This is a genomic window from Kineosporia mesophila (genome assembly GCF_021129235.1).
In the GTDB taxonomy this organism is placed as follows: Bacteria; Actinomycetota; Actinomycetes; order Actinomycetales; family Kineosporiaceae; genus Kineosporia; species Kineosporia mesophila.
Window position 1 is genome coordinate 1 of record NZ_JAJOMA010000010.1, and the last position, 20902, is coordinate 20902.

The window sequence follows — 20902 nt, forward strand, 5'->3', positions numbered from 1 at the left end:
GCCCCGGCCATCCCGACCGCCCCCGCGGTGGTCAGTTCCCTGGTCTCGGCCGGCTGGAACGCCAGCGGCCAGCTGCTCACGGGCAGCACCGACACGGTGGCGCACACCGGGGCGCTGGCCATGCCGGTGCAGGACAACCCGATCGCGTCCAAGGCCCTCAGCGACCTCTCCGTGGGTGAGTTCGCGACCTGCGCCCTGGCCGTGGGCACGGCCTACTGCTGGGGCACCAACCCCGACGGTCAGCTCGGCAACGGCACCACCGACTCCGCCACGCTGCCGACCCCGGTCGGTGGGGTGCTCGTGGGCAAGACGGTCACGGACATCCAGGCCGGCGTGCACCAGACCTGCGCCGTCGCCGACAGTAAGGCCTACTGCTGGGGCGCCAACGGCTCCGGCCAGCTGGGTGACGGCACCACGATCTCCAGCTCGCTGCCGGTCGAGGTGGGCGGTCTGCTCACCGGTAAGACGGTCACGCAGGTGAGCACCCAGAGCGGCCACACCTGCGCCCTCGCCGAGGGCAAGGTGTACTGCTGGGGCGACAACGCCTGGGGCCAGCTGGGCAACAACACCACCACCAAGAGCCTGGTGCCGGTCGCGGTGAACACCACGGGCGTGCTGAAGGACAAGACCGTCACCGCTCTGAGCACGGGTTACCTGCAGAACTGCGTGATCGCCGACGGCAAGGCGTACTGCTGGGGCTACGGCAGCTACGGGGCGCTGGGCAACTTCGCCACCAACAACAGCTCGGTGCCGGTCGCGGTCTACACGGCGAACGACGGCCTCGGTGGCAAGACCGTCACCAGCATCGACTCGCACAGCTACTCCTCCTGCGCGGTGGCGGACGGCAAGGCCTACTGCTGGGGCTACAACGTCTACGGCCCGCTCGGGGTCGACTCCACCAGTAACCGGGCCTACCCGGTGCCGGTCGTGGCCACCTCCGGTCCGCTCGCCGGCAAGACCGTCATCCAGGTGACCACCGGTTTCGTCGAGAACAGCCCCTACGCGGCCACCGGGTGCGCCGTGACCACCGACGGCACCGCCGCCTGCTGGGGCAGCACCGACACCTACGGCAACCTGGCGAACGGCTCGGTCACCGGCTCCAAGGTCCCGGTGCCGGTGCAGATCACGGCCGACCTGACCGGCCGCGCGATCACCTCGGTCTCCACGAACGGGCGCACCACGTCCTTCCTCACCCGATAACCCCTGGAACCGGAACCACCCCTTGGACGTCCAAGGGGTGGTTCCGGCGTCGTTGGGAGGTACGGGGATGAATCGAGCGGTCTGGCCGGCGCTGTGCGCCGTGCTGGTTCTCGGCGGATGTGGGGACGAGTCGGTCACCACCGGCTCTGATGTCCGTAAGAGTGTCGAGGGCACCTGGTACCCGCTCGCGATCACCGGCTGGAGCGTCTCGGACTTCGGGCGGTCCACCTACGGCACGGCATACCTGACGTTCGACGACGGTGACTGGAAGGCCAGCGACGGCTGCAACGGCCAGCGCGGCACCTACGACCTGACGGCCGACGGGACGTTCGAGATGGATTCCGGCGCGTCCACGGAGATCGGCTGTGCGAACGTGCCCCACGTCGACGTGATGGACGGGGCCACGCAGGTGCGGGTGGACGGCGACACGCTGATCTTCGCGGTGTCCGGTGAAAACCCCTCCGAGCTGGCCCGGTACACCCGCCGGAAGAACCCGCCGCCGACCTCGGTGGCGGACGGGATCCGCAAGCGCACCGAGGCGAGCACGCCTCCGCCACCGTAGAATTAGGGTCGAATTGATCCTGGTGCGGGCAACGTGGACGGTGCCCGGACCGACCTGGTGACGAGCACGGCCCGCGTGGCCGGTCTTTCGACGAACCAGGAAAGGTGTCATGTCCAGCGTCTTCTCAGTACCGTCCGGGGTGCGTAGGAACGGGTGGCGAGGTCGCACCCGGATTGCCGGGCTGGTGGCCGCCGCCCTCGTGGCCGCGGCCGTGGTGCCGACCGCCCTGCACCTGCGATCGGCCGGGGCCGCCGAGTACCCCGGCCCGGGAGCCGTGAGCGGAAACGTCGCCGTGCACGACCCGTCCATGGTGAAGGGCCCGGACGGTACGTACCTGCTGGCCGCGACGGCCCCGGGGATCGCGCTGCGCACGTCGACCGACCGCACCAAGTTCACCTACACCGGTCTGGCCTTCCCGAACGGGACCGCCACCTGGACCGACGAGTACACCGGCACGAGCAACGGCAACCTCTGGGCGCCCGACCTCTCGTACCAGAACGGCAAGTACTACCTGTACTACTCGGCCTCGTCGTTCGGTAAGAACAAGTCGGCGATCTTCCTGGCCACCAGCACCACCGGCAAGCCGGGCAGCTGGACCAACCAGGGCAAGATCTACTCCACCACGACCAGCAGCGACCACAACGCCATCGACCCCAATCTGGTGATCGACCGCAGCGGCAAGTGGTACCTCTCGCTCGGTTCGTTCTGGACCGGCATCAAGATGATCGAGCTGAACCCCACGACCGGTAAGCGTATTTCGAGCAGCTCAACGGTCTCCAGCATCGCCCGGCGCTCGGGCAGCACCGCGATCGAGGCCCCGGCGGTCATCTACCACGCGGGGTACTACTACCTGTTCACCTCGTGGGACGCCTGCTGCCAGGGCACGAGCAGCACCTACAAGATCATGGTCGGTCGCTCCAAGACCATCACCGGCCCGTACAAGGACCGTCCGGGCACTCTGCTGACCGCGGGTGGCGGCACCCAGATCCTCGGTACGCACGGCACGATCGTCGGCCCGGGTGGGCAGTCGGTGATCCAGGACGGTGACGGCGACGTGCTCGTCTACCACTACTACGACGGCGCGGACAACGGCGTGGCCAAACTGGGTATCAACCGGCTCACCTGGGACTCCTCGAACTGGCCCGCGGTCTCCTGACTTACGGTTCCCGGACAGTCGTGTGACGGGCTCCCGGCGGCGATTCGCCGCCGGGAGCTTTTCCCTGAGCAGATGCGGGGTGCTTGCGACCGGGTGCGTGGTCGGCAAAAGTGGGGTCGCAACAGTTCTCGAGACGGTCAAACGGGGGACGATGATGAGCTCGGTTCTGGAAGACCTGGTCCAGGCCTCCACGGTCAGCCCGGTCGCGATGCGCGAGGTGCTCGCCCGGTACCTGGCGGACGAGATCGAGGTGCGCCACCAGCCGGCCGACCCGACGGACGGCGTCTATCCGGCGAAGACCTTGCTGGAGGCCCTGGCCCAGCGCGAGGAACTGTTCACCACCCTGATGCCGGACTACGCCGAGACCTCCCGGGTGAGTGGCGACGGCGACGAGATCACCGTCGAGCTCAACCTCACCGGCACGCTGCCCGACGGTACGGCGATCGACGTCCGGGGCACCGACGTGGTGCTGGTGCGCGAGGGCCGGATCGTGCGGCTGACCGGCAGTTTCGACGCCGAGCAGATGCGCCCGCTGGTCCAGGCGCTGCAGGGCTGAACGGCCACCAGGTTAGGACAGGTCGAACTTACGTTGTTCCCCGGCCACTTTCAGCGTCAGCACGGCCGGGGTCTCGCCGTCGGGCACGCGGAACCGGAGCTTCACGGTCCTGCTCTTGCCCGCGGCCACCTGTGCCACCTTCGCGGAGTCGTCCGGGACGCCGTCGTAGGAGTTCGCCTGGTCGGTGCGCAGGGACTGCCCGGCGCCGGGCACCTCGACCGGCACCTCCGACTCGTTCCGCACCCGTACCGACACGGTGACCGTTCGCTGCGCCGGATCGCCGTCGGCCTTCGAGACCTTGGGCGCGGCCGGCACCGACACCACGAGCGCGATCTTCTGGGCGGCGTCGCCGGTTCCGGTCTCGGTCTCGATCGTCTTCTCGTGCCCCAGCGACGTGGCCGGGGCCAGGAACGCCGGCAGCTCGCCGTAGTGCAGCATCACGGCCGCTGTGAAGATCAGCCCGGCCACCAGCAGCGCCGAGATCATCGCGCCCCAGCTGCCGCGGGTGTCCTGCGGCTTACCGCGGGGATGGTTGAGGCGTGGTGCGCTGCCCCGGGTACGGTTCCGCCCGTTCGTCCGTGCCATCGTTGCCTTCCACCCGTATCAACCCGTCGTGCGCTCTTCCCCGATCATGCATCGTGGGCGGAGCCGGGCCCTTCTGACAAGTCCCGCGACCTGACCCGTTCGTGAGGCGAGCCAGGCACCGGGGCGGATGGACGTCCACCATTCCCCGCACGCCACCCGACCCCCCTGGGCTAACTGACACCGACTGGTGAAAATGTGCGGGTGGACGTGCGCCCGGCAACACCCGACGACCTGCCCGCCCTCGCGGCGACGCTCGCCGACGCCTTCGCCGACGACCCGCTGTGGACCTGGATGATCCCCGAGCGACATCGCCATGCCCGTCTGACCCGGGTGTTCGGGGCGCTGCTGGCCCACACCCTTCCGCGCGGCCACGTGCGCACCACCGTGGACCGCCGCGCCGTGGCCATGTGGACGGCTCCGGGGGAGTGGAAACTGCCGCTGCCGACGGTGATCCGGGCGGCCCCGCCGATGGTGCGCGGCGCCGGCCGGCGCCTGCCCCGCCTGCTGCAGCGGATGGGCGACATCGAACGCGCCCACGAGCTCCAGCCGCCCCACCACTGGTACCTGGAGTTCATCGGCACGACCGCCGGCGGGCGCGGTCAGGGCCACGGCGCCGCGCTGATGGCCGACGCCCTGGGACGGTTCGGTGACACCCCGATCTATCTGGAGTCGTCCAACGTCCGCAATCTGCCCTTCTACGAGCGTCACGGGTTCCGGGTCACGGGTGATCTGGTGGTGAGGTCAGGCCCGCCCCAGCGGACGTTGTGGCGGGCCTGAACCCCTTCTTCAGGATCGGCTGTGCGCGCTGATCGCCCACGCCTCGATCACGTCGATGTCCGGCTGGGGCGGCAGGGGAGTCTTGCCCGACTCCAGGGCCGCGACCACCTCGGCGGCGACGGCATCGATCTCGTCCAGCACCACCTGCCTGTCCCGGACCTGGCCGGACTTCACCTCGAGCACCCGCCGGCGCTCGGCCTCGGGCATCGGCAGCGACAGCCGGCCGTGGTGCACCAGCTCCCGGCCCTGCATCGCCAGCCGCAGGGCGTGCGAGGCGTACTTCACGTCGTAGCCGTACTTCTCCACCAGCTCAGGACGGTTGGGCACCTTGCGGCCACCCTTCAGCAGGGCGTCCCGCTGGGAGTGCATGAACCCCAGGAAACGCCAGGCCGCCGTCTGCGACAGGAAATGCCCCCGCAGCGCTCGCAGTTCGTGCCCCAGCTCGTTGCTGAACAGCACGTCCGGGGCCGGGGCGAACAGGGGGAGCAGGGCAGTCGGGTTGCCCTTCAGAGCCAGGTTCAGGTACTTGCGCAGCGAGTACATCACCAGGTCGGTGTCACCCGGCCCGGAGCGCGCTCCCTCGGCCTGGGAGCGCGCCACATAACTGTCCCGTGTGGGCCGTAGCCCCATCAGCCAGGACGCCGGCTCGACGAAGATGCCCATCTCGTCGTGGTCGTCGGTACCCGCGATCGCGATGCCGTGCAGGCCCGAGCCCACGGTCGTGCGCAGGATCTGACCCGTCTCCGCCACCCTCCGGTCGCCGTACTCCAGCACGGGGTCGGCCAGCAGTTCCATCACGATCTCCTCACTCCACCCGGATTTTGGGCAGTCGGACATCGTGCAACATCAGCGGCGCTCAGGCCTACCGATTTTCGCGGGCCGACCCGAACGGCTCAGCTCCTCAGGTGCTCGTCGAGGAAGGCGCGGATCACGTCGAAGGTGGGGGCCGGGGCTTCGGAGCGGGTCAGGTGGCCGCCGGTGGTGGTGTGCACGGTCACCGAGGGGGCGGGGTCGGTCCCGGTCAGGTAGGCGTCGGTGTGGACGGCGTCGTGCACCAGGGTGAACGTGGCCGCCGCGCCCGCCGCGTGGTAGGCCCGGAACAGGATCTGGGACTGGTTGTAAGGCACCAGAGGGTCTTGCGTGCCGTGGGAGATCCAGATCGGTGGGGACTGGGCGGTGACGTAGGTGGCGGGGTTCGCGCGGGTGGTGGCCTCGGGGTCGGACTGGATGGCGAAACCCATCAGCCGTGACTCCGGGGAGGAGGCCGGGTCGTGCTTCTGGCCCTCGGGCAGGCGATGCTCGTCCATGGCCAGGAAATCGGTGGGGCCGAACAGGTCGACCACGGCCTGCACGCTGTCGGACTCCGATGCGTTTCCGAGATCACCTGCAAGATCGGGGTTTGCGGCGGTCACCCCGGCCATCACAGCCCCCCAGCCGCCACTGCTCGTGCCCATGGTGGCGAAGCGGTCCTTGGCCAGGCCGTATTCGCCGGCGTGGGCGCGCAGGTAGCGGATCGCGGTCTTCACGTCGTGCAGCTGGGCGGGAAACGTGGCCTGGCTGCTGCTGCGCACGTTCAGCCCGGCCACGGCGTACCCGTGCGGCGCCCACCGGGTGGCCAGGCCCTCGGCCGTGGTGGCACCGCTCAGGCCGGAGGCGGTGTTCTTCGTGTCGTCACTGCCGAATGCCGAACCGGCCTGGAAAAGGACGACGGGAAAGGGGCCTTCGACACCGGTCGGCACGTAGAGGTCGAGGAGGTGGGCCCGGCCGACGGGATCGGCGTAGGCCAGGTCGGCGTGGCGGGTGTGGCCGGCTCTCGGGGACGGGGTGCTCAGGGACGATGCGTTCCGCGAACCCGTCGCACAGGCGGCCAGAGCGCCCAGACCCGCCAGCGTCAGTGCGCCCAGCCCGGCCCGGCGGGTGAGGCCGAAGGAGGAGAAGGACATGCCGCCCAGGTTACGGGTGGCCCGTCCGTCGCGGTGGATACGCGACTCAGGGCTCTCTCAGCAATTACGGGGCGTCAAGGTGCTGTCGGACCAGGCGAAGCAGGAGGGGCCCACGCCCAGGGCCCGGGCCGTGGCCGCCGGGGTGCGGGCTGAGCCGCAGCACGTCGACCGGGGGCTCGAGCAGGGCCGGGCCCCCCGGGCGGGGAACTGTTCTCGCCCACCTGCCGGCTGACCGGCCCGCCGGCAGACGTGGAGGGGGCGTCCGCGATCGACGCGATGGTCGGGCGGGTGCGGCAACAGTTCACCGGTCGCGGCCTGCGCCTGGCCGGGGCGGTGGACGGGCATCACGACCAGGCCCGCTTCACCGGGGAACTCGTGGCTCCGGGGCCGGGGGACCAGGACGCTGGGGTAGTCGATTTCGACATGCTGCTGACCGGGGTGGACGCCAAGCGGGAACGCGTCCGGGGATTCCTGGATCAGGTTCCCGGCGTGTGACCATTACCTGACCGTGGGTGTCGAAGTACGCCGAATGTGCCCTCCTGCCCGCTTTCCATCAGGATGGGCTCGTGAAGCTGGTTCCCCTTGCATACAGAATCCGCCGACTGGCCCGCACCCGACTCGGCCTGGCCCGGCTTCGCCCCGGTCAGCTCGACGCCGTGAAGGCCTTGTCGAAGGGCCGCGACGTGCTGGTCGTGATGCCCACCGGCGCGGGCAAGTCCGCTGTCTACCAGCTGGCCGGGCTGATGCTCGACGGGCCGACCGTGGTGGTGTCGCCGCTGATCGCCCTGCAGCGCGACCAGCTGGAGGGTCTGGCCAAGCACGGCGAGAACGCCGGGCTGGGGGCCGTGGCGGTGAACTCCGCGCAGAGTCGCGGCGTGACCGATGACGCCTGGGACTCGCTGACGGCCGGTGACGCGGAGTTCATGTTCCTCGCCCCGGAGCAGCTGGCCAATGCCACGGTGCTGGAAAAGCTTTCCAAGCTCAATGTTTCACTGCTCGCAGTGGACGAGGCACACTGCGTGTCGGCGTGGGGTCACGACTTCCGCCCGCACTACCTGCGCATCGGCGACGTGATCGAGGCCCTCGGCCGGCCGCGCGTGGTGGCCCTGACGGCCACCGCGTCCCCGCCGGTGCGTGCCGAGATCGTCGAGCGCCTGAAGATGAACGACCCGGTGCGCATCGTCACCGGATTCGACCGGCCCAACCTGGAACTCCAGGTGCGGCGCTTCGTCGAGGCGCGGCACAAGGAGAAGGGCGTGATCGAGCGGGTGGCCTCGCTCGCGGGCAGCGGTCTGGTCTACACGGCCACGCGGCGTTCCACCGAGGAGTACGCGGAGAAGCTGCGCGAGGCCGGGCGCACGGCCCGGGCGTACCACGCGGGGATGAAGGCGGCTGAGCGCGAAGCGGTGCACGCCGGGTTCCTGGACGGCGAGATCGACGTGGTGGTGGCCACTTCGGCGTTCGGAATGGGTATCAACAAGGCCGATGTGCGGTTCGTGGTGCATGCCGACGTGCCTGACTCGATCGACTCCTACTACCAGGAGATCGGCCGGGCCGGCCGCGACGGTGCCCCCGCGCTGATCTGTCTCTACTACCGTCCCGAAGACCTCTCCCTGCGGAAGTTCTTCGCCTCCGGTGGGCCCGACGAGGAGGTTCTCACCCAGGTCGCCGGGGCGGTGCGCGAGCACACCGAGGCCACCGGTTCGGTCGGGGCGACCGAACTGCGGGAGGAGCTCGATCTCAGCGCCACCAAGCTCACCGGTGCCGTCAACCTCCTCGAACAGGCCGGCGCGGTGACGATGGAGGCGGGTTCCCGCCTCGCCTACACGGACGTGGCGGTCCCGGCGGCCGCCGCGGTCGTGGCCGCCGCCGCGGTCGACGCCGAGCACAGCCGGATGGACCGGTCGCGCATCGAGATGATGCGGGGCTACGCCGAGACCACCGGATGCCGGCGAAAGTTTCTCCTGGGCTACTTCGGTGAGGAACTGGTGCTGCCGCCGGGTCAGGAGGGCTGCGGCACCTGCGACACCTGCCGTTCCGGCCTGGCCGCGGAGAGCGCGGAACCCGACGAGCGCGCCGTTCCGGTGCCCGCGGGGGCCGTCCGGTTCGACACGAACGACCGTGTGCGGCACCGGGTATGGGGGGCCGGCGTGGTGATGAGCGACGAGGCCGACCGGATCACCGTGCTCTTCGAGCAGGTCGGCTACCGCACCCTGGCGCTGGCCGTGATCGCGGCGGACGCCGAACTGCTGGTGCACGAAGACTGAACCACCACTGTTCTCATGAGAACAGCGGGAACCGGACCGCGTCGTCCTTCAATTTCCGGGTCTCGTCGCCGGTGAGGGCTCGCCGCCCGGTGCCGGTCAGGGCGTAGGTGACATCGTCCCAGCCGACCGGCTCCGGGTGTCCGAGCAGTCCGTCGAGCGTTTGACGGACGAGGTGGAGGGCGCTCGCGGGCGGGCCGGGTCGGGTGCCGGCGTCGGTCAGGTCGAGGTGGTGCACGGCGGCCTCGACGACCAGCGTGGACAGGAAGTCGTCGGTGGTCAGGCTGTGGCCCTGGGTGCTGATCAGGTCGTGGGGACGCGTGCGGGCGGCCAGGGTGCACGCGGCCGCGGTGGTCTCGGTGTAGGTCTCGACCAGCGATTCCCAGGGGTGGGCGACCGCGAGCGAGCGGACGACGCGGATCTGGCGGTTGTCCGGCTGCGCTGTTTCGGCAGTTTGGACGAAGCCGGCCCAGTACGTGACCGCGTCGCGGTCGGCGGGGCCCGGGGCAGGGGTGGCCAGCGCCACCAGGGCGCGTTGCGCGTCACCGAGCAGGTGCACGATCAGGTCGCGCACGCTCCAGCCGGGCAGACGGGTGGCTCTCCAGCCGTCCTCCTCGGCCAGGGGGGCGATCAGCCGGGCCAGTTCGGTGTAGGCGTCGGTCAGGGCACTGACGATCGGGCGCTCGTCCGGCATCCGAACAGTGTGCCTGGTGGGCGGGTGTCCGGGGAGTTGTCCACAGGCGGGAAAAGAGGTCGCGCCGAGCCGATAGAGTCGAAGGTATGGGAAGCCCGAAATCTGCCGTCGACGGTCTCGAAGCCCGCTGGGGCGAGACCTGGGAGCGCGAAGGTACGTACCGGTTCGACCGGACCCGTGAGCGCTCCGAGATCTACTCCATCGACACGCCTCCGCCGACCGTATCGGGCTCCCTGCACGTCGGTCACGTCTTCAGTTACACGCAGACCGACACGATCGCCCGGTACCAGCGCATGTGCGGCCGCGAGGTGTTCTACCCGATGGGGTGGGACGACAACGGCCTGCCCACCGAGCGCCGGGTCGAGAACTTCTACGGCATCCGCTGCGACCCGTCGGTTCCCTACGAGGAATCGTTCACGCCCCCGGCCAAGGTGCCGTCCAAGCGCCAGGACTTCATCGCGGTCAGCCGCCGTAAGTTCGTCGAGTTCTGCGAAGAGCTGACGGCGACCGACGAGAAGGTCTTCGAGCAGCTGTGGCGCACGCTCGGCCTGTCGGTCGACTGGTCGCTGACCTACTCCACGGTCTCGCAGAAGTCGCAGAAGATCAGTCAGCGCGCGTTCCTGCGGAACTTCGAGCGGGGTGAGGCGTACTCGTCCGAGGCGCCGAGCCTGTGGGATACCACCTTCCAGACCGCGGTCGCGCAGGCCGAGCTGGAAGACCGGGAGCGTCCGGGCGCCTATCACGACCTGCGGTTCCACCGTGCGGGCGGCGAGGGCGTCACGATCTCCACCACACGCCCGGAGCTGCTGGCCGCCTGTGTCGCGCTGGTCGCGCACCCCGACGACGAGCGTTATCAGCCGCTGTTCGGCACCACCGTCACCACGCCGGTGTTCGGTGTCGAGGTGCCGGTCGTCGCGCACCGCCTGGCCCAGATCGACAAGGGCACGGGTATCGCGATGATCTGTACGTTCGGTGACCTCACCGACGTGATCTGGTGGCGTGAGCTCGAGCTGCCGACCCGCCCGATCGTCACCAAGACCGGCCGCATCACCTCGGAGACGCCGGCCTGGCTGACCACCGACGCGGGCCGTGAGGCCTTCGCCCAGGTCGCCGGCAAGTCGATGTTCGGGGCGCAGCAGTCCACGGTCGAGCTGCTGAAGGAGTCGGGCGATCTGCTGGCCGACCCGAAGCCGATCACGCACCCGGTCAAGTTCTTCGAGAAGGGTGACCGGCCGCTGGAGATCGTCACCAGCCGGCAGTGGTACATCCGTAACGGCGGGCGCTCCGAGCAGGTCCGTGACGACCTGATCGCGCGGGGCAAAGACCTGCACTGGACGCCGGAGCACATGCGGCACCGGTACGAGAACTGGGTCGAGGGCCTGAACGGCGACTGGCTGGTCTCCCGTCAGCGATTCTTCGGTGTGCCGATCCCGCTGTGGTACCCGCTCGACGCCGACGGCGAGCCGCAGTACGACCAGCCGATCGTGCCCGGCGACGCGTATCTGCCGGTCGACCCGCAGTCGCACGTGCCGGACGGTTACACGGCCGAGCAGCGCAACCAGCCGGGCGGTTTCACCGGTGACCCGGACGTCATGGACACCTGGGCCACCTCGTCGCTGACCCCGCAGATCGCCACCGGGTGGAGCGAGGACGACGACCTGTTCGCCCGTACCTTCCCGATGGACCTGCGCCCGCAGGGGCACGACATCATCCGGACCTGGCTGTTCTCCACCATGGTCCGCAGCCACTACGAGCACGACTCGCTGCCGTGGACGCACACCAACCTGTCCGGGTGGATCCTCGACCCCGACCGCAAGAAGATGTCCAAGTCCAAGGGTAATGTCGTGGTCCCGACCGACCTGCTGGAGCAGCACGGCGCCGACGCGGTGCGGTACTGGGCCACCAGCGCCCGGCTGGGTGTCGACACCGCTTTCGACCCGGGCCAGATGAAGATCGGGCGGCGCCTGGCGATGAAGGTGCTCAACGCGTCGAAGTTCGCGCTGGGCTTCGGTTCCGGGTCGGGCGTGGTCGAGGGTGCGATCACCGAGCCGGTCGACGAGGCCCTGCTGACGCAGCTCGTCGCGCTGGTCGAGGAGGCCACGAAGGCGTTCGAGGCGTACGACTACTCGAAGGCCCTGAAGCAGACCGAAGAGTTCTTCTGGCAGTTCTGCGACGACTACCTCGAGCTGGTCAAAGACCGCGCCTACGGTGAGGGCGAGGGTGCCGTCTCGGCCCGGACCACGCTGCGCACGGCGGTCTCCACGGTGCTGCGTCTGCTGGCGCCGTTCCTGCCGTACGTCACCGAAGAGGCCTGGTCGATGGCCACCCTCGAGAATGGCCAGCGGCTGCCCGGTTTCGCCGGCGGCTCGATCCACCGCTCGGCCTGGCCGTCGCCGGTCGAGGTCCGCGACCTGCTCAAGGGCTCGGACGAGCCGGTCACCGGCGAGGTCTCGGTGCTCGTGGTCGCCGCCGACGTGCTCCGCCAGATCCGTAAGGCCAAGTCCGACGCCAAGAAGTCGGTGCGCTCGGAGGTGGAGAAGGTCGTGGTCCACGACACCACGGCCCGCATCACCGCCGTCCAGGCCGTGCTCGGTGACCTGAAGGCCGCGGGCACCGTGGCCGAGCTGACCACGGTCGCGGTGGACGAGGCCGACGCCAGGGTCGAGGTCACCCTCAAGGAGACCGAGCCCACCGCCGGCTGACCCCACCCCGGGCCTCACCCGGCTGAACCCCGCAACGGCCGAAGGGCCGGTACCGACCTGTCACGGGTCGGTACCGGCCCTTCGTCATGTCCTGTCCTGGTCGCTGAGCCGTTGGGCCGTGCTGCACCCCTCAACCCCAACCCCCTGTTCGTGATCATGCAAATCCCCCAGCCTTCGGCCGGGAGGTGCCCCCACTCCCCGGCGTTCTAGAACTCTGGGGAGGTTTTGCATGATCACGGAAGGTTGGGGGGTGGGCGGTGGCGTGCTCACGTCATGCCTTCTCCACCCTGATCTCCACCCCTGGGTCCAGGTGTTGCGGGCCGCTGAACAGCAAGCTTGAGCACATGACAACGACTCAGTGGATCACCGACATCGCCCTTCTCCTCGTGGTCTTCCGGCAGCTGCGGGAGAGCCGGCTCGACCTGAAGAGTTTCCTTCTGCCGCTGGGCATCGTGAGCTTCGTGGTGCATCAGTACCTGAACTCGGTACCGACCGGCGGCAACGACCTGGTGCTGGTCGGCCTGCTGATCGCGGTCGGCGCGGCGCTCGGGATCGCCGGGGGGATCTACACCCGGGTCCGGGCCGTGGGGGAGCACGTGCTGATCAAGGCCGGCGTCGTCTCGGCGGTGCTGTGGGTGCTGGGGATGGGGTCGCGGATGACCTTCCAGCTGTGGAGCGAGCACGGGGGTGCGGACGACATCGCGCGGTTCAGTGTCGCCCACTCGATCACCAGCGACCAGGCCTGGGTGGCGGCGTTCGTCCTGATGGCGCTCACCGAGGTGGTCACCCGGCTGGGCACGATCTACCTGCGCTCGCGGATGGTGCAGGCCCCCGCGCAGCCGGTCCGGGTGCCGGCTCCGGTGTCCTAGACCGTGCGTTATGGTCTGGGCGTGCCGGTGCCCCAGGTCGAGACCCCGGCCGCCCCGAACCAGATCCTGCAGTTCGTGGCCAGCGCGGCGATCATCGCCTCGGCCCTGACCACGGTGCGTCCGCTCGGCACCTCCGGCTGGGCCCTGGCCGCCGCGATCCTGCTCCCGCTGAACTGCCTGTTCCTGGCCATGCGGCATCTGCCCGCCCGGGTGCTGCCCGACCGGCCGGCCGTGATCTGGCTGGTGGTGGCGGCGTTCGCGGTCGCCGCCCTGATGACCGCCGCGAGCCAGGGCACGGCCTACCTCTTCGCCTACTTCCTCGCCGGGCACGCCGGGCTGCGGCTGCAGACCCGCCCGGCGGCCCTCGTCGCGAGCCTGATCGGTGGCCTCACCGCGCTGGTGCTGCTGATCGGGATCGGGCCGGGCGAGAGCGAGATCCCCTGGGTGATCGGCCTCACCACCGGGCTGCCGGTGCTGATCGGCATGGTGAACCGGTCGCACCGCCAGGCCCTGGTCTCGGCCCTGGAGGCGGCCCGGTCGTCCGAGCGGGCCGCGAAGGCCGAGGCCCGGTCGGTGCTGCTGGCGGAACGGGCCCGGATCGCCCGCGACGTGCACGACGTGCTCGCGCACTCGCTGGCCGGGGTGAACATGCAGCTGGAACTGGCCGACGCGTTGCTCGAGACCGGGGATCTGGAGCGGGTGCGCACGGCCACCGACCGGGCCCACAGCCTGGTGAAAGAAAGCCTGCAGCAGGCTCAGTGGACCGTTCACGCACTGCGCGAGGACACCCTGCCGCTGCTCGACAGCCTGACCGCGATGCTCGACTCCTCCGGTCATCACGACGCCCTCACGGTCACCGGCGAGGTGGGCGAGATACCGGCCGCCGCCGTGCAGAACCTGCTGCGGATCGCGCAGGAGTCCCTGACCAACGCCGCCCGTCACGCCCCGGGAGGGCCCGTGCACCTGGAACTTGACCACCGGCCCGGCGAGATCGCCCTGACGGTGACGAACGGGCCTGCTACCAGGGCGATCACGAACGGGACGAGCAGCGGGATGGGGTTGGTGGGCATGCGTGAGCGGGTGGCGCTGCTGCAGGGGACGCTCACGGTGGGGCCGGTCACCGACGGCACCGACGCGGGTGGCTGGCGGGTCGCGGCCGTGGTGCCGGCATGAGCGCGATCCGGGTGGTGGTGGCCGACGACCAGGCCGCCGTGCGGGAACCGCTGGCGGCGGTGCTCGACCTGTCCGACGACATCGACGTGGTCGACGCGGTCGCCGACGGGGCGCAGGTCCTGGAGACCCTGGCCCGGGAACCGGTCGACGTGGTGCTGATGGATCTGCGGATGCCCGGCCTGGACGGCATCGAGACCACTCGCCGGCTGAGCGAGGAGTACCCGGACGTCGCCGTGGTCGTCCTGACCACGTTCGCCGACGACGAGTCGATCCTCGCGGCGCTCAGCGCGGGGGCACGGGGTTACCTGACCAAGAACTCGGGCAGGCAGGACATCACGCGCGCCATTCGCGCGGCCTCCGCGGGCCAGTCCGTGCTCGACCGGGCCGTCCAGGACCGACTGCTGGCGAGCGTCCGCAATTCTGTGCGGACCACCGAACCCGAGCTGCCCGCCGACCTGACCCCTCGTGAACGCGAGGTCTTCGCCGCGATCGGCCTGGGGCTCTCGAACCGGGGCATCGCCGAGAAGCTCTTCATCAGCGAGGCCACGGTCAAGACCCACATCAACAACCTGTTCGCCAAGGCCGGTATCCGCGACCGGGCCGAGGCGGTGCGCCGGGCGATCAGCGCGGGACTTGCCTAGGGGGTGAGCTTCTGGCTGAGAGTGGTCAGGATCGACCCCTGGCTCTTGACCAGCTTCGTCGCGGCGGTGTCGAGGTCGAACCAGCCGGCCCGGTCCATCTCCGGGAACTCCTGGATGTTGCCCGAACCCCGCGGCCACTCCATCTCGAAGAGGTTGCTGGAGAAGGTCGAGACGTCGTGGTCGCCGTGCACCGCGAACGTCGTGATCACCTTTCCGCTGGACGTTTTCGTGTCGCCCAGCTCCAGGTAGGGCCCCTCCGGGGAGGGTGAGCCCATCTCCTCGTGGAACTCCCGCCGGGCGGCGGTCAGGGCGTCTTCCCCGGGCTCGAACAGGCCCTTGGGGATCGACCAGGCGTGATCTTCCTTGTGCGCCCACAGCGGTCCGCCCATGTGCGCGATCAGCACCTCCAGATCGCCGTTCGGGTCGAACCGGTAGACCAGCATTGCCGCGCTTCTCGTCACCACGGGCAGCATCATGCCCGACCCGGCTCCCGGAACGGCGACCCGACGCCGCGCGTTCAGCTCCTGCGCACGTACCAGCAACCGGTGGACACCGTGCGGTAACCCAGCCGTTCGTACAGCGACTGTGCCGGCGGCGTCGACACCAGCACCGCGGGAAGATCCGGACGGGCGGCGAGCATCGAGGTCAGCAGCGTGGCCCCCAGCCCCGACCCCCGGTGCTGCGGCAGGCTGGCCAGCCAGTAGGTGCCCAGGCAGTGGCCGTCGTCGTAACTGACCCCGGCGGCCACCGGATCGCCGTCGCGCACGGCGAGCCAGGTCTGCCAGCCCGGCCGGTCGAGCACGTAGGGCGGGAAGAGCTGCCCGGGCCGCAGCTCGGGGCGGGGGAAACCCTCGATGATCACGCGGTCGGCCCGGGCCAGGTCGTCCTCGGTCGAGACCGCGACCACGTCGGCTCCCGGCCTCACCCCGACCGGTCCGGCCGGGCGGGTCATCACCGGGAGCGGGATCATCCGCGCGCCCTGCGGCAGCCGCACGCCGCCGACCCCGAACGGGTCCCAGACCGCGTTGCGTTCTCCCTGCACGGGGGTGTCGAGCAGTTCCTCGATCCGGGCCGGCGACAACGGCCTGCGGGTGTTGATCTCGCCGCCGCTCGTGGTCAGCCGCGAGAACACGTCGTCGCCGTCGGGCAGCCCGGACGTGGGCAGATCCATCGCGCTCCAGCGCGCCGCGGTGTTCGCGGCGTGCAGCCAGACAGCGGTGTCACTCATGGTGCGTGGTGCCCTTCTTTTCATGGTGGACGTCGGTGAGCACCGGCGGTGGTCGGCTCACGGACGGCTCCGGTGGGCCTCCAGGATCGCGTGGGTTCGGTGTCACCCGTTCACTGGGGCATGATCGGGTGCGTGGGATCTCGGAACACGGTGCGGCGGATGGATGCGCACGCCCGGAAACAGGTGGACCAGGGAACGGCCGAGATCGTGCCCGACCCCGAGCGCCCGGACTCGTTCACGCTGCTGGTGGAGGGCACGGCCCAGTCGCACGTCGACCTGGCCGACCCCGCCCGGCTAGACTTCGAGTACATGCGCTGGCTGGGGTTCCTCATCGACGCGGCCGCCGCGCCCGGTCAGCCGATCAATGTGCTGCACCTGGGCGGGGGAGCGTGGACCCTGCCGCGCTACATCGCCCACACCCGGCCCGGCTCTCGCCAGCGCGTGGTCGAGATCGACGAACCCCTGATCGAATTCGTGCGCGAGCACCTGCCGCTGCCGAAGAACGCGAACATCCGGGTGCGGGGCGGTGACGCCCGCGAGGTGCTCACCGGCCTGACCGACGACAGCGTCGACCTGATGATCGTCGACGTGTTCTCCGGCGCCCGGATCCCCGCCCACCTGACCTCCGCCGAGTTCGTCGCCCAGGCGGCGCGGGTGCTGCGGCCCGGCGGGATCTACGCGGCGAACCTGGCCGACGGCCCGGGCCTGCACTTCGCCCGCAGCCAGGTCGTCACCGCGCAGACGGTGTTCACCACCACCGCGATCGTGGCCCAGCCCCCGGTGCTGCGCGGTCGCCGCTTCGGGAACCTGGTGCTGGTCGCGGGAAATCACAGCCTGCCGCTGCCGATCCTGGCCCGGCGCACCGCGTCCGACGTGTTCGCCGCGCGGGTGCTGGCGGGCAGCGACCTGGAGAAGTTCGTGGCCGGCGCCCAGCCGACCACCGACGACTTCGCCCAGGCCTCCCCGGAACCCCCGACGGGCCTGCTGAAGGGCTGACCGTCGGCCCGAGAGCATCCCCCCAACCTTCCGTGATCAGGCAAATCCCCCAGCCTTCGGCCGGGAGGTGCCCCCACTCCCCGGCGTTCTAGAACTCTTGACGGCACAGTTCTAGAACTCTGGGGAGATTCTGCATGATCACGAACAAGGAAGAACGGGGTTAGAGGGGCTGCCAGGTGGGGCGGTTGGCCCAGATGTCGGCGTAGTACTCGCGCAGGCGGAGTCCGGCCGCCGCCTCCTCGTCGAGCAGCACCGTGGCGTGGCGGTGCAACTGCACGACGGACGCCGGGCAGGACGCCGACAGCGGGCCCTCGAGCGCCGCGGCCACGGCGTCGGCCTTCCCCGCGCCGCTGGCCAGCATCAGCAGGTGGCGGCTGCGGCCGATCGTGCCCAGGCCCTGCGTGAGCACGTGCTTCGGCACCTCGTCGAGGGAGTCGAAGAATCGCGCATTGTCTTGCCGGGTGCGGGCGTTCAGGGTTTTCGGGCGGGTCGGCGAGGTCAGGGCCGAACCGGGCTCGTTGAAGGCGATGTGCCCGTTCGAGCCGATCCCGGCGATCTGCACGTCGATGCCGCCGGCGTCGATGATGGCCTGCTCGTAGCGCTCGCACTCGGCGATCAGGTCGGTCGCCGCGCCGTCGGGGCCGTGCACCGAGCCGGCCGGGATGTCGAGCGGCTCGGTGACCTCCCGCTGGATCACCGCGGCGTAGCGCTCGGGGTGGCCGGCGGGCAGGCCCACGTACTCGTCGAGCATGAAGGCCCGGGCGTGGGCGAAGTTCAGGCCGCTCTTGTGCCGGCGCGTCAGCTCTTCGTACAGCGGGCCCGGGGTGGAGCCGGTGGCCAGGCCCAGCACCGGGTCGGGGCGGCGGGTGACCAGCTGTTCGATGATGTCGGCGGCCAGCGAGGCGGTGTCGGTGGCGGTGGGCAGAACAATGACTTCCATCAGTCCGGGGTCCTCTTCAACGCGATTCAGGCGGTCAGATCGGGCTGGAGCACCGTCTCGGGCTCCGGGATCGAGGAGCCCGGCGGGGTCCGGGCCAGCAGCGCGGCGCCGATCGCGGCCACCGGCTGATCGCGCGGCACCACGGACAGCCGCGCGGACAGGTCGAGCCCGCGCAGGAACTCCGAGCCGGTCGCCTGCGCCTCCAGGGCGTTGGCGACGGCGTGCCGCAACGGTTCGCCCACCTCGGCCACCCCGCCGCCGAGCACGACCAGGTCGACGTCGACGGTGAGTGCCAGCAGCCGGGTGGCGGCGGCCAGGTAGCCGGCCACCTCGTCGCGCAGGCTGGTCGCGGTCGGGTCGCCGGCCTCCGCCGCCGCGAAGAGGTCCTGACCGGGGGGCAGGTCGCTGCCCTCGCGGGAGGTCCAGCGGGCGGCGATCGCGCTGCCCGAGGCCACCGATTCCAGGCAGCCGCGTTGCCCGCAGCCGCACAGCGGGCCGGTCGGGTCGACCGGGATGTGCCCGATCTCGCCGGCCGCGCTGTGCGGTCCCCTCCGCAGCTCGCCGTCCAGGACGATGCCCGCGGCGATGCCGGTGCCGATGCTCAGGTAGGCCATGTCCACCCGGCCCAGGCGCAGGTGGGCCGCGGCGCCCAGGGCCGCGGCGTTCACGTCGTTCTCGACCACCACGGGCAGGTTCAGCCGGCGGCCGAGCCGGTCGGCCAGCGCCAGCCCGCCGGGGCCCACGCCGAGGTTGACCGCGTGGGTGATCTTGCCGTTCTCGGCGTCGACCAGTCCGGGGATGCCGATGCCGACCCCGCTGAACCAGTCGTCGGGACGCGCCTCGGCGTCGCCGGACAGCTGCGCCGCCAGCGCGCGCAGCGCCCGGGCGGCCGTGTCGACCACGCCCTCCGGACCGAGACCCGTGCTCAGCCGCACCGATTCGACCACCCGGGCCCGCCCGTCGGGGCCCGTGATGTCGACCGCGACGGCCAGCACCTTGGAACCACCGATGTCGAGGCCTGCCAGTAGATGGCTCACCGGACACGCCCCGGCGCGCTCGCACCAGTCAGAACTTCCGCGGCTGCGCGCAGACTCACCGACGATCCTCCGTACGTCCAGATTGCTACCGCCCCGGGCAGTCCCGTGGGCGCGCCCGCCGTGTCCACGACCGGCCAGCCGGTCTCGACCGTGATCAGGTCCGGGCGGGCCCGGGCGATCCGATCCAGCCGGTCGGCGACCCAGGCGTGCCGGTGCGCGTCGCGCACCAGTGCGACCAGGGGCCGGCCACCCGCCTCGGCCAGAACGGAGTCCAGATCGTCGGCGGGGGAGAGGGAGCGTTTCTCCGCCGTCTCCAGCGGTAAGGTCCACGGTACCTCACCCGCGGCGATCCCCGGAGTGACGTGAAACTCAATTAGCAGAGCGTTTTTCAGGTCGAAAGGTTCGTCCTGACCGCGCACGGACACCGCCCGCCGGGCGGCCTCCAGATCGGGGTCGGCGACCGGTTCCGTGACCTCGTCCGTCGTCGGCAGGGTGCCCGACCGGACCGCCGTGACCAGGGCGTCCACCCGGGCGGCCGCGTCCGCGAGCCGTTGCGCCGGGAGGCGGCCGTCCGCGACCGCGGCGACCACGTCGTTCACCATCCAGGCCAGCACCGGCTCCATCTCACCGGGAGCCCGCTCCGGGCCGACGCACAGCAGGTCGGCACCGGCCGCGAGGGCCGCCACCGCGGCCCGCCCGGGGCCGCCGTAGGGCTTGGCCACACCGGCCATGTCGAGGGCGTCGGTGACGATGACCCCCTCGAAACCCAGATCGTGGCGCAGGAGGTCGAGCACCGCCGAGCTGGTGGTCGCGGGGCGGGCGGCGTCCAGCGCCGCCAGCACCACGTGCGACGTCATCACGGCCGGCACCCCGGCCGCGACTGCCGCCGCGAACGGCACCAGCTCCCGCGAGCGGGCCGTGTCCAGGTCGATGTCCAGCCGCGGCATGGCCAGGTGGGAGTCGGTCACCGTGGCCCCGTGACCGGGAAAGTGCTTGATGCAGGCGGCAACTCCGGCGCTGTGCAGGCCGTCGTCGAACGCGTTGACGTGCCGGGCGACCAGATCGGGCGTGGCGCCGAAGCTGCGGACCCCGATCACCGGGTTGTCCGGCTCGCAGTTGACGTCGGCCACGGGGCCCAGGTCGAGGTCGATCCCGATGGACCGCAGCCGTTTTCCGATGCCGGCGGCCACCGCCCGGGTGAGTGCGACATCGTCCACCGCTCCCAGCACCGCGTGCCCGGCGGTACTGCCGCCGCGCCGCGCGTCGAGGCGGGTGACGTCGCCGCCCTCCTCGTCGAGGGTCACGAGACAGCCGTTCGGCGAGCTCTTCTGCACCTGCGCCACCAGTTCGGTGGCCTGGGCGTCGTCCCCGGTCAGGTTGGTGCCGAACAGGCACACCGACCCGACCCCGGCGGCCAGCCGCTCACGCATCCAGTCGGGTAACCGGGTGCCGTGGAACGACGGCATCAGCACCCGGTGTGCCTGATAACGGATATCGTTCATCGCTTGGCTGCTCCCGCCACAAGTCTTTCGGTCATCCGGCTCTTGGTCTCCTTGGCGCCTGGTGCTGATCGCCGGGG

21 protein-coding genes are annotated in these 20902 nt (G+C 70.5%); 12 read left to right on the forward strand and 9 right to left on the reverse strand.

Annotation, left to right across the window (positions count from 1 at the left end; all coding sequences use genetic code 11):
- The 4 genes from LR393_RS15360 to LR393_RS15375 form a co-directional block, all read left to right on the forward strand.
- Window positions 1–1200: RCC1 domain-containing protein (locus LR393_RS15360; protein ID WP_231484597.1), on the forward strand; the 1200-nt coding region annotated here is incomplete at its 5' end.
- A 67-nt stretch (window positions 1201–1267) separates the two neighbouring features.
- Window positions 1268–1762: an META domain-containing protein gene (locus LR393_RS15365; protein WP_231484598.1), complete on the forward strand. Its 495-nt coding sequence runs from the start codon at window positions 1268–1270 to the stop codon at window positions 1760–1762.
- Window positions 1763–1871: 109 nt separating this feature from the next.
- On the forward strand, window positions 1872–2918 hold the full coding sequence (locus LR393_RS15370) for an arabinan endo-1,5-alpha-L-arabinosidase (protein ID WP_231484599.1): 1047 nt from the start codon (window positions 1872–1874) through the stop codon (window positions 2916–2918).
- A 151-nt stretch (window positions 2919–3069) separates the two neighbouring features.
- Window positions 3070–3474, forward strand: coding sequence for a nuclear transport factor 2 family protein (locus LR393_RS15375; RefSeq protein WP_231484600.1), 405 nt, complete (start codon window positions 3070–3072; stop codon window positions 3472–3474).
- Between the two features lie 12 nt (window positions 3475–3486).
- Here the strand turns inward: LR393_RS15375 and LR393_RS15380 are convergent, their stop codons facing one another.
- On the reverse strand, window positions 3487–4059 hold the full coding sequence (locus tag LR393_RS15380; RefSeq protein ID WP_231484601.1) for a DUF4352 domain-containing protein: 573 nt from the start codon (window positions 4057–4059) through the stop codon (window positions 3487–3489).
- A gap of 201 nt (window positions 4060–4260) precedes the next feature.
- Here LR393_RS15380 and LR393_RS36455 point away from each other — a divergent pair, with 201 nt between their 5' ends.
- Complete coding sequence (locus tag LR393_RS36455) at window positions 4261–4836, forward strand: GNAT family N-acetyltransferase (RefSeq protein ID WP_231484602.1); 576 nt, start codon at window positions 4261–4263, stop codon at window positions 4834–4836.
- Window positions 4837–4845: 9 nt separating this feature from the next.
- Here LR393_RS36455 and LR393_RS15390 read toward each other — a convergent pair whose 3' ends face one another.
- Both LR393_RS15390 and LR393_RS15395 read right to left on the reverse strand, forming a co-directional pair.
- Window positions 4846–5631 (reverse strand): nucleotidyltransferase domain-containing protein, encoded by a 786-nt coding sequence (locus tag LR393_RS15390; protein WP_231484603.1) that lies wholly within the window; start codon window positions 5629–5631, stop codon window positions 4846–4848.
- A 98-nt stretch (window positions 5632–5729) separates the two neighbouring features.
- The gene (locus tag LR393_RS15395) at window positions 5730–6779 is read right to left on the reverse strand and encodes an alpha/beta hydrolase (RefSeq protein WP_231484604.1); all 1050 of its coding nucleotides are present in this window, start codon (window positions 6777–6779) and stop codon (window positions 5730–5732) included.
- A 249-nt stretch (window positions 6780–7028) separates the two neighbouring features.
- On the opposite strand from LR393_RS15395, the gene LR393_RS15400 reads away from it, so the two are divergent.
- Together LR393_RS15400 and LR393_RS15405 are read left to right on the forward strand one after the other, a co-directional pair.
- A complete protein-coding gene (locus LR393_RS15400) occupies window positions 7029–7274 on the forward strand; it encodes a hypothetical protein (protein ID WP_231484605.1) in 246 nt (81 codons plus the stop codon).
- 71 nt (window positions 7275–7345) lie between these two features.
- Entirely contained in the window at window positions 7346–9046 is a 1701-nt protein-coding gene (locus tag LR393_RS15405) for a RecQ family ATP-dependent DNA helicase (RefSeq protein ID WP_231484606.1), read from the forward strand.
- A 13-nt stretch (window positions 9047–9059) separates the two neighbouring features.
- Here LR393_RS15405 and LR393_RS15410 read toward each other — a convergent pair whose 3' ends face one another.
- Window positions 9060–9737 (reverse strand): maleylpyruvate isomerase N-terminal domain-containing protein, encoded by a 678-nt coding sequence (locus tag LR393_RS15410; protein ID WP_231484607.1) that lies wholly within the window; start codon window positions 9735–9737, stop codon window positions 9060–9062.
- An 86-nt stretch (window positions 9738–9823) separates the two neighbouring features.
- Between LR393_RS15410 and valS the strand changes: the two genes are divergently transcribed.
- From valS to LR393_RS15430, 4 genes are all read left to right on the forward strand, one after another.
- On the forward strand, window positions 9824–12439 hold the full coding sequence (gene valS / locus LR393_RS15415; RefSeq protein WP_231484608.1) for a valine--tRNA ligase: 2616 nt from the start codon (window positions 9824–9826) through the stop codon (window positions 12437–12439).
- Between the two features lie 344 nt (window positions 12440–12783).
- The gene (locus tag LR393_RS15420) at window positions 12784–13308 is read left to right on the forward strand and encodes a hypothetical protein (RefSeq protein WP_231484609.1); all 525 of its coding nucleotides are present in this window, start codon (window positions 12784–12786) and stop codon (window positions 13306–13308) included.
- A 21-nt stretch (window positions 13309–13329) separates the two neighbouring features.
- On the forward strand, window positions 13330–14481 hold the full coding sequence (locus tag LR393_RS36460) for a sensor histidine kinase (protein WP_231484610.1): 1152 nt from the start codon (window positions 13330–13332) through the stop codon (window positions 14479–14481).
- A complete protein-coding gene (locus tag LR393_RS15430) occupies window positions 14478–15122 on the forward strand; it encodes a response regulator (RefSeq protein WP_231484611.1) in 645 nt (214 codons plus the stop codon). Before LR393_RS36460 ends, LR393_RS15430 begins: the two co-directional genes overlap by 4 nt.
- On the opposite strand, the gene LR393_RS15435 is transcribed toward LR393_RS15430, so the two are convergent.
- Together LR393_RS15435 and LR393_RS15440 are read right to left on the reverse strand one after the other, a co-directional pair.
- Window positions 15119–15595, reverse strand: coding sequence for an NUDIX domain-containing protein (locus tag LR393_RS15435; protein WP_407937324.1), 477 nt, complete (start codon window positions 15593–15595; stop codon window positions 15119–15121). The two genes, LR393_RS15430 and LR393_RS15435, sit on opposite strands and share 4 nt — an antisense overlap.
- A gap of 44 nt (window positions 15596–15639) precedes the next feature.
- Window positions 15640–16350: a GNAT family N-acetyltransferase gene (locus LR393_RS15440; RefSeq protein WP_231484613.1), complete on the reverse strand. Its 711-nt coding sequence runs from the start codon at window positions 16348–16350 to the stop codon at window positions 15640–15642.
- Window positions 16351–16482: 132 nt separating this feature from the next.
- On the opposite strand from LR393_RS15440, the gene LR393_RS15445 reads away from it, so the two are divergent.
- Window positions 16483–17346, forward strand: a complete 864-nt coding sequence (locus tag LR393_RS15445) for a spermidine synthase (RefSeq protein WP_231484614.1) — start codon at window positions 16483–16485, stop codon at window positions 17344–17346.
- A 160-nt stretch (window positions 17347–17506) separates the two neighbouring features.
- Here the strand turns inward: LR393_RS15445 and LR393_RS15450 are convergent, their stop codons facing one another.
- The 3 genes from LR393_RS15450 to LR393_RS15460 are packed head-to-tail and all read right to left on the reverse strand — an operon-like array spanning window position 17507 to window position 20825.
- Window positions 17507–18286 (reverse strand): glucosamine-6-phosphate deaminase, encoded by a 780-nt coding sequence (locus LR393_RS15450; protein ID WP_231484615.1) that lies wholly within the window; start codon window positions 18284–18286, stop codon window positions 17507–17509.
- Between the two features lie 26 nt (window positions 18287–18312).
- Complete coding sequence (locus LR393_RS15455) at window positions 18313–19323, reverse strand: ROK family protein (RefSeq protein WP_231484616.1); 1011 nt, start codon at window positions 19321–19323, stop codon at window positions 18313–18315.
- Window positions 19320–20825 (reverse strand): glycoside hydrolase family 3 N-terminal domain-containing protein, encoded by a 1506-nt coding sequence (locus LR393_RS15460; RefSeq protein ID WP_231484617.1) that lies wholly within the window; start codon window positions 20823–20825, stop codon window positions 19320–19322. Before LR393_RS15460 ends, LR393_RS15455 begins: the two co-directional genes overlap by 4 nt.
- Window positions 20826–20902: the final 77 nt, after the last annotated feature.